At 70.2% G+C, this 5,378-nt stretch carries 6 protein-coding genes and 2 pseudogenes; 4 read left to right on the top strand and 4 right to left on the bottom strand.

The annotated features are described in order from the left end of the window. The 4 genes and pseudogenes from F3J18_RS35380 to fliF form a co-directional block, all read right to left on the bottom strand. Positions 1-588 (bottom strand): alpha-amylase family glycosyl hydrolase (locus F3J18_RS35380; protein WP_240156498.1); only part of this gene is annotated, 588 nt, incomplete at its 3' end. A gap of 35 nt (positions 589-623) precedes the next feature. Beyond that, positions 624-755: pseudogene (locus F3J18_RS35375) on the bottom strand (flagellar assembly protein FliH); the annotation flags it as partial. Further along, positions 748-1,743, bottom strand: a complete 996-nt coding sequence (gene fliG / locus F3J18_RS35370; protein ID WP_025100307.1) for a flagellar motor switch protein FliG — start codon at positions 1,741-1,743, stop codon at positions 748-750. The pseudogene F3J18_RS35375 and the gene fliG, both read right to left, overlap by 8 nt. After that, entirely contained in the window at positions 1,733-3,532 is a 1,800-nt protein-coding gene (gene fliF, locus F3J18_RS35365; protein WP_025100306.1) for a flagellar basal-body MS-ring/collar protein FliF, read from the bottom strand. The genes fliG and fliF overlap by 11 nt, the downstream gene beginning before the upstream one ends. 289 nt (positions 3,533-3,821) lie before the next feature. On the opposite strand from fliF, the gene fliE reads away from it, so the two are divergent. The 4 genes and pseudogenes from fliE to F3J18_RS35345 form a co-directional block, all read left to right on the top strand. After that, positions 3,822-4,160 (top strand): flagellar hook-basal body complex protein FliE, encoded by a 339-nt coding sequence (fliE, locus tag F3J18_RS35360; RefSeq protein WP_166916756.1) that lies wholly within the window; start codon positions 3,822-3,824, stop codon positions 4,158-4,160. A 144-nt stretch (positions 4,161-4,304) separates the two neighbouring features. Beyond that, positions 4,305-4,742 (top strand): flagellar export chaperone FliS, encoded by a 438-nt coding sequence (fliS, locus tag F3J18_RS35355; RefSeq protein WP_025100305.1) that lies wholly within the window; start codon positions 4,305-4,307, stop codon positions 4,740-4,742. Beyond that, positions 4,739-5,071 carry a flagellar protein FliT gene (locus F3J18_RS35350; protein ID WP_025100304.1) on the top strand — a complete coding sequence of 111 codons (333 nt, stop codon included), beginning with the start codon at positions 4,739-4,741 and terminating at the stop codon, positions 5,069-5,071. The genes fliS and F3J18_RS35350 overlap by 4 nt, the downstream gene beginning before the upstream one ends. Before the next feature lie 72 nt (positions 5,072-5,143). Continuing rightward, a pseudogene (locus tag F3J18_RS35345) lies at positions 5,144-5,378 on the top strand (flagellar hook-length control protein FliK); the annotation flags it as partial.

Genomic DNA, 5,378 nt, shown 5'->3' with positions numbered 1-5,378 from the left:
CGCGGCCAGCGTGTCGAGGCCGGGATCGTGCGCGGCGCGCAGCACCTCGGCATAGGCGCCCAGGCCGATCGGCAGCGTGCGCCCGGGGCAGGCCACCGACAGCCGGCCGCTGGCCGGGTCGGCCTGCAGCGCGATCTCGCTGGCCGCCAGCGCCTCGCCATAGGGGCGGCCCAGGCAGGGCAGCAGCACGCGGCCGTGCAGCGTCGGGTCGGCGGGCTGCCAGTCGATGTCGAAGTGGCGCGCGTAACGGCTGCGCGGCCCCCATTCGAGCACGTCGTTCCACCAGCCGTTCGAGGTGCCGCCCACGCCCATGTGGTTCGGCGCGAAATCGACCACGGTGCCGAGCCCGTGACGGCGCAGCGCGCCGACCAGCCGCACGAAACCGTGCTCGCCGCCCAGCTCCTCGCTGATGCGCCCGTAGTCGACGCAGTCGTAGCCGTGCGTCGAGCCCGGTTCGGCCTGGGTGATCGGCGACAGGTAGACATGGCTCACGCCGAGCTTCGCGTATTGGTCCACGTAGGCGGCGGCATCGTCGAAACCGAAGCCGGCGTGCAGTTGCAGGCGCAGGGTTGCGCGCGGCGGGCTCATCGCGGCTCTCCCGCGGTGCGGCGCGCGAGCGCGATGGCGGCCAGCGCGGCGGCGGCCGCCTCGCCGTCGTCCTCGACGGGCGGCGCGGGCGGCTTCGGATCGAACGAGGCCATCTCCCACCGCTGGTAGGCGGTCATCGAGGCCGCGCCGCGAGCACGCTCAGACATAGGCGTCTTCCGCCTTGCCGCCGATCACCACCTGGCCGTTCTCGGCCAGGGTGCGCACGATCTGCAGGATCTTGCGCTGCTGCTGCTCGACCTCGGAGACGCGCACCGGGCCGCGCGCGTCGAGATCCTCGGCGAGCAGCTCGGCCGCGCGTTGCGACATGTTGGCCAGGAACTTCTGGCGCAGCGGCGGCGGCGCGCCCTTGAGCGCGACGATCAGCGTTTCCGACTCGACTTCCTTGAGGATCAGCTGGATCGCGCGGTCTTCCAGGTCCAGCAGGTTCTCGAACACGAACATCTCGTCGACGATCTTCTGCGCCAGGTCCGGATCGTAGGCCTTGACGTTGGCGAGCACGGCTTCCTCGTGCGAGCTGGTCATGAAGTTCAGGATCTCGGCGGCGGTGCGGATGCCGCCCATCGGGCTGCGCTTGAGGTTGTCGCTGCCCGACAGCAGGCCGGTCAGCACCTCGTCGAGCTCGCGCAGCGCGGCCGGCTGGATGCCGTCGAGCGTGGCGATGCGCAGCAGCACGTCGTTGCGCAGCCGCTCGGTGAAGCAGGAGGCGATCTCGGAGGCCTGGTCGCGGTCGAGGTGCACCAGGATGGTGGCGATGATCTGCGGGTGCTCGTTCTTGATCAGCTCGGCCACCGCGCCCGAGTCCATCCACTTCAGGCCCTCGATGCCGCTGGTGTCGCTGCCCTGCAGGATGCGGTCGATGATCGCGCCGGCGCGGTCCTCGCCGAGCGCCTTGGTCAGCACCGAGCGGATGTACTCGCCGGAATCGAGCGACAGCGCCGAATGCTTCTCGGCCTCCTGCACGAATTCCTTGAGCACCTCGTCGAGCTGGTCGCGCGTGACGTTCTTCAGCGCGGCCATGGTCACGCCGATCTTCTGGACCTCGCGCGGGCCCAGGAACTTGAACACCTGCGCCGCCTCTTCCTCGCCGATCGACATCAGCAGCAGCGCGCTTTTCATCAGGCCTTCAGCGCTCATCGGTCACCCAGTTCTTCACGACGGTCGCGACGATCTTCGGATCCTGCCGGGCGATCAGCTTCGCGTAGTCGAGGTTGCGTTCGTAACGGTGCTTTTCCGCCTCGAACGAGAGCAGCGCCGCCTCGGGCGACGCCTCCGCGCCGAGGCTCGACTCGAGCGCCGGCAGACCGTCGAGCGCGGGCTCGTCCGGGCCCGGCAGCGCGCCGGCGCTGGCTACCGCCGGCTCGTGCGGCGGGAACGCGCGGCGCATCGCCGGGCGCACGAACATGAAGTACAGCGCGGCGGCGGCCACGCCGATGCCGAGCCACTTGGCGATGTCCTTGGCCATCGCGATCATGTCCGGCGTGCGCCACCAGGGCACGTCGGCCAGCGGATCGGCCAGCGCGGTGAACTGGCTGTTGACCACGTTGACCGAGTCGCCGCGCTTCTCGTCGAAGCCCATCGCGTCCTTCACCAGCTGCTCGACCTGCTTGAGCTTGTCGGCGCTGAGCGGCTGCATCGTCACGTGGCCCTTGGCGTCGGCCACCGGCAGGTTGTTGACCACCACCGCCACCGACAGGCGCTTGATGCCGCCGGTGGCCTGCTCGACGTGGCTGACCGTCTTGTTGAGCTCGTAGTTGGTGGTCGAATCCTTGCGGTCGCTGATCGGCGTGGGCGGCGTGCCGGCCGCGCCGCTGGCGCCGGTGATCGGCGCCGAGGCCGGCTGCGGCGGCGTGTTTGACAGCGCGCCGGGCACCCCGCCCGCGCCGCTTTGCGACATCTCGGTGGCGCTGGTGGTCTGCTGGCTGCGGATCGCGGCCTGCTGCTGGCTGCCGTTGGGCGAATAGCTTTCCGAGGTCTGCTCGGCGCGCGAGAAATCGACGTCGGCGCTGACCTGGGCGCGCGTGTTGCCGGCGCCGAACATCGGCGCGAGGATCGCGTCGATGCGCTTCTGGGTGTTGCGCTCGACCTGCTGGACGTACTTGAGCTGGTTCGCGTCGAGGCCGGCGGCCGATTGCTGCTGCGACAGCAGGTTGCCGTCCTGGTCGACGATGGTGACGTTCTTGGCCGGCATGTCGGGCACGCCCGAGGCGACCATGCGCGTGATCGCCAGCACCTGGCCGTCGTCCAGCACGCGGCCCGGGTACAGGTCGACGAACACCGAGGCGCTGGGCGCCTCGCGCTCGCGCACGAACACCGAGGGCTTGGGGATCGCCAGGTGCACGCGCGCGGCGCGCACCGCGTTGATCGAGCCGATGGTGCGCTCCAGCTCGCCTTCCAGCGCGCGCTGGTAGTTGACCTGCTCGGCGAACTGGCTGATCCCGAACTTCTGGTTGTCCATCAGCTCGAAGCCGACCGAGCCGCCCTTGGGCAGCCCCATCGAGGCCAGCTTCAGGCGCGTCTCGTGCACCATGCTGGCGGGCACCAGGATCGCGCCGCCGGCATCGGTGAACTGGTAGGGAATATTGGATTGCTGCAGGGCAGCAATGATGGCGCCGCCGTCGCGGTCCGACAGGTTGCTGTAGAGCACCTTGTAGTCGGGGGCGCGGCTCCAGAGCACCAGCGCGACGATCGCCGCGATCGCCAGCGCGGTGACGATCACGAACGGCAGCTTGGGGTTGGTGCGCATGCGCGACAGGTTCGGGAAGCCGGACAGCCGCTCGGCGAAGCCGCCCAGCCCGAAATCCGCGCCGGCCGCGCCCGCGCCGGCGCCAGGCAGCGCACCGGCGGCCATGGCCGCGTTGGGCGGCGTGCCGGCGACGGCGTTGCGCGCGTCGGGATTGATCAGCGAGTTGGCCTGCGAATCCATGCTTCGGGTTTCTCCACAGCGGGCTGCCGCTCGGCCGAGCGGACGGACAATGACACGATGCGATTATTCCGGCGCGCGGGCGGCTCCGATCGCGGGAACAGAGCCGAGTTTTCCCCGTACTTCGCCCGCTTTGGGCGCCGCCGCGCTTGCTATCCTTGCTCGCAATCCGGCATCGCGTCGTCGCGCCGCGCTTTTTGCGGCGGCCTTCGGCGCGGATTCGGGGCTGGATCGGGCCGGGCCCGCCGGGGCCCCTTGCCGGTTTCCCATCCGTATCTTCTGTGGAGACCCCATGACCGCGCCCGTCAACGGAATCGCTTCGGCGCTGCAACAGATGCAGGCGATGGCCGCCCAGGCGAGCGGCGCGAGCGCCGCGGCCACGGCCGCCGGCAACGGCGCCGCCACGGCCAGCGGCTTCGCGGGGGCCCTGAAGGCCTCGCTGGACCGGATCAGCGACACCCAGATGAAGGCGGCCGGCGAGGCCAAGGCCTTCGAGCTGGGCGCGCCGAACGTGTCCCTCAACGACGTGATGATCGATTCGCAGAAGGCCAATATCAGCCTGCAGTTCGGTCTGCAGGTCCGAAACAAGCTCGTCAGCGCGTACAACGACATCATGCAGATGTCGGTCTGACCCGGCCGGCGCACCCCCTCGCGCCGACTTCGCGCTAAAGCTTTCCCCGTCATTACCGATAACGCCGGTATTACACAGCGTTACGCATGCCGTTTCGACGGGCGTCGCGCCACACGTCACGATCGCATCAACAGGAGGGCCGTCATGTTTTCCCCAGGACACGCTGGAGCCAGTGCCTACGCGCGCGTCGGCGTCGAGACAGGGGTGATGGGCGCGTCCCCGCATCGCCTGATCGCGATGCTCTACGAGGGCGCCCGCAAGGCGATCGCCCAGGCTCGCCTGCACCTGAACACCGGCAATGTCGCGGCGCGCGGCGAGGCGATCGGCAAGGCCATGCAGATCGTCGAGAGCGGCCTGCAGGCCTCGCTCAACGTCGAGGCCGGCGGCGAGATCGCCGAGCGCCTGAACGCGCTCTATGCCTATATCCTGCGCCGGCTGCTGGAGGCCAACGTGGGCGCCAGCGATGCCATGCTGGTCGAGGTCGACGGCCTGCTGGCCACGCTCGAGGAAGCCTGGGTCGGGATCGCCCCGGAAGTGGCCCGCATGATGGCGGGGCAGGCCCAGCCGGAAGCCGTACGATGAGTCGCAAGGCAGCTTATCTCGCCCGCTACGAGGCGATCGCGGAAGTGTCCGGCCGGATGCTGATGGCCGCGCGCGGTGCGGATTGGCCGGCGGTCGACGGGCTGCAGGCGGAGTACCAGACGCTGGTCGACGGCCTCAAGGCCGCCGAGGAAGGGGTGATGCTCGACCCGACCGAGCGCGGCCACAAGTACGCGCTGATCCGCCGGATCCTGGCCGACGACGCCGCCATTCGCGATCTCGCCAGCCCCGAGGTGGCGCGGCTGTCCGCGCTGTTCGACGCGGGCCGCTCGACGCGCATGCTCAAGGACATCTACCAGGCGCGGCGCTAGTCGCGGCGGGGCCGTCACACCACCAGACGCAGACAGACACGGACGCCGGCTCGGGCCGCGCGGGGACTCACCATGACCGGGATCGACGCGGTTACCGCCGCCATGCTCGCCAGCCGTATCGACAGCCTGCTCGAGGGCGGCGTGTCGGCCGGGGCGCCCGCCACCCAGGTCGGCATCCCGACCGGGGCGGCGCGCGGCGCGCCGCCGGCCAACCTGCCGCTGCCGGCGCCGAACCCGCCCGCGCCCTCGGCGCAGACCGCGCTGTCGAGCGTGGCGCTGACGCTCGACGCGATTTCGCGCCATGGCG

The sequence above is a fragment of the Burkholderia sp. Ax-1720 genome, assembly GCF_011753035.1.
GTDB lineage: Bacteria > Pseudomonadota > Gammaproteobacteria > Burkholderiales > Burkholderiaceae > Burkholderia > Burkholderia gladioli.
The sequence above is the reverse complement of the archived record's forward strand: the minus strand, read 5'-3'. Positions and strand labels throughout refer to the sequence as shown.

Excerpts from the sequence above, each read along its gene's own strand:
- fliG (WP_025100307.1), bottom strand. The coding sequence starts at position 1,743 with ATGAGCGCTGAAGGCCTGATGAAAAGCGCGCTGCTGCTGATGTCGATC.
- fliF (WP_025100306.1), bottom strand. The coding sequence starts at position 3,532 with ATGGATTCGCAGGCCAACTCGCTGATCAATCCCGACGCGCGCAACGCC.
- fliE (WP_166916756.1), top strand. The coding sequence starts at position 3,822 with ATGACCGCGCCCGTCAACGGAATCGCTTCGGCGCTGCAACAGATGCAG.
- fliS (WP_025100305.1), top strand. The coding sequence starts at position 4,305 with ATGTTTTCCCCAGGACACGCTGGAGCCAGTGCCTACGCGCGCGTCGGC.
- F3J18_RS35350 (WP_025100304.1), top strand. The coding sequence starts at position 4,739 with ATGAGTCGCAAGGCAGCTTATCTCGCCCGCTACGAGGCGATCGCGGAA.